Here is a 2,019-nt window from a genome sequence, read left to right on the forward strand (position 1 = left end):
GCGTTGCCCCCGCGCGGAGCGCGAAGAAACGGTGAACGGGCGGGGAGGGGCACCCAGCCCGTCCGGCGATTGAGCACAAAGCGGCGAAGCCGCTTTGCGGGGGCGCAGGGGGCGGAGCCCCTGCGGCCGGCCGCGCGCCGCGCGCCGCGCGCCGCGGGGGCCCGAAGGGGCGCAGCCCCCGCGGCCGCCACGGAACGACGATCGTGTGACCCCCACCACGATCCCTACCGCACCAACCCCCCACCAGTGGATCGTGATCAGCGAAAACCCGAAACCCCCTCGGAGGAGGCCACCGTGATCGACATAGCCAGGCTCACCCCCACCGACCACCCCGCATGGGAATCCCTCTTCCGCGCCTACATCGACTTCTACGAGCGCGACGAACCCCAGCAGATGTACGACACCGCCTGGGCCGCCTTCCAGGAGGACACCCGCCTCCACGCCCTCGGCGCCAAGATCGACGGCGAACTCCTCGGCATCACCCACTTCTTCATCCACCCCAACACCTCCGGCCCCGACGTCTGTTACCTCCAGGACCTCTTCACCGATCCCCGCGCCCGCCGCAAGGGTGTGGGAGAGGCGCTGATCGCCGCCGTGGTCGAGTGGGCCGAGAAGCGCGGATGTTCCCGCGTGTACTGGAGCACCCACGAGACGAACGCCACGGCCCGTCGCCTCTACGACAAGGTGGCCGACTACCGCGGCTTCATCCGCTACCAGATCGAACTGCCCCGCTGATGCCCGAGTCCTTCTACCGCGACGCGGGAAACGGCCGTTACGAGAGCACCCCCGCCACCGCGGGCCCCTGGAGCCCGAAGGCGCAGCACGCGGGCCCTCCGTCCGCCCTCCTCGGGCGCGCACTGGAGCGGCACGAGGCGCGGGAAGGGGTCAGAGTGGCCCGGGTGACGCTGGAGATACCGGCTCCGGTGCCCGTCGGCGATCTCCACGTGCGGGTGCGCACGGTCCGGTCGGGCCGGCGCACGGAACTCCTCGAGGGCGAGATCCTCGCCGAGGACAGGCCGGTGATGCTGGCCCGGGCATGGCGGGTCGCCGCCGCCCCCGAGGACACGCCGTCCCTGCGCCCGGAGCCGCTGCCGCCGGCCCTGCCGGCCCCGCAGGGCCCGCCCCGGATGAGGGGCGCGCACCTCGACGGTTACGTCGCGGCGATGGAATGGCGCTTCGCGTCCGGGGGCTTCGACGACCCGGGACCGGGGGCGGCCTGGGCCCGGCAACGGATCCCCCTGGTCGCCGGCGAGGAGGACACCCCGCTGACCCGCGCCCTGACCCTCGCGGACAGCAACTGGGCCGTCGGCTTCGAACTCGACCACGTCCGGCGGCTCGTCATCAACACGGACATCACGCTGGCCCTGCACCGGGAGCCGGTGGGGGAGTGGCTCTGCCTGACCGCGGCGACGGCGGCGACGGCGGGCGGCTCGGGGTTGGCCGCGGGTCGTCTGGACGACGTGTCGGGCGACTGCGGCCGTATCTTGCAGACGTTGCTGGTCGCGGAGCGGTGACGCCGGTGGGACGGCGTGGTGGATTCGCCCCGGCCCCGCCCTTTCACCGTTTCTTCCGGGGCAAGCCCCGGGGCCCGCGACGCGGCTTCGCCGCGTTGACCGGGGGCTCCGCCCCCTGGACCCCCGGACCGCGCTGCGCGCGGTAGGCGGGGGCTCCGCCCCCTGCACCCCCGAAGCGCCCTCCGGGCGCTGTCCTCAAACGCCGGACGGGCTGGATTTCGCGCCCGCGCCGGATATTGCCCGTACGGATACCGCCCGTACGGATACCGCCCGTACGGACACTGCCCGTACGGATACCGCCCGTACGGACACTGCCCGTACGGACACCGCCCGTACGGATATCGCCCGCACCGGATATCCAGCCCGGGCGCGCACTTCAGCCCGTCCGGCGCTTGAGGACGAGCGGCGAAGCCGCGATACGGGGTCCGGGGCGGAGCCCCGAAGCGGGGTGCGGGGGCGCAGCCCCGCAAGGGGGCCAGGGGCGCAGCCCCGGCAGGGGTCCAGG

At 73.6% G+C, this 2,019-nt stretch carries 2 protein-coding genes; both read left to right on the top strand.

All coding sequences use genetic code 11. From position 1 onward, the window contains the following. Window positions 1-294 precede the first annotated feature (294 nt). Window positions 295-735 (top strand): GNAT family N-acetyltransferase, encoded by a 441-nt coding sequence (locus I5Q34_RS35690; RefSeq protein WP_199896350.1) that lies wholly within the window; start codon window positions 295-297, stop codon window positions 733-735. Next, window positions 735-1,514, top strand: a complete 780-nt coding sequence (locus tag I5Q34_RS33955) for a thioesterase family protein (RefSeq protein ID WP_199896351.1) — start codon at window positions 735-737, stop codon at window positions 1,512-1,514. The genes I5Q34_RS35690 and I5Q34_RS33955 overlap by 1 nt, the downstream gene beginning before the upstream one ends. Window positions 1,515-2,019: the final 505 nt, after the last annotated feature.

The organism is Streptomyces sp. AV19 (genome assembly GCF_015999245.1).
In the GTDB taxonomy this organism is placed as follows: domain Bacteria; phylum Actinomycetota; class Actinomycetes; order Streptomycetales; family Streptomycetaceae; genus Streptomyces.

Bases quoted from the DNA above. Each gene is read 5' to 3' on its own strand.
- I5Q34_RS33955 (WP_199896351.1), top strand. From the start codon at position 735: ATGCCCGAGTCCTTCTACCGCGACGCGGGAAACGGCCGTTACGAGAGC.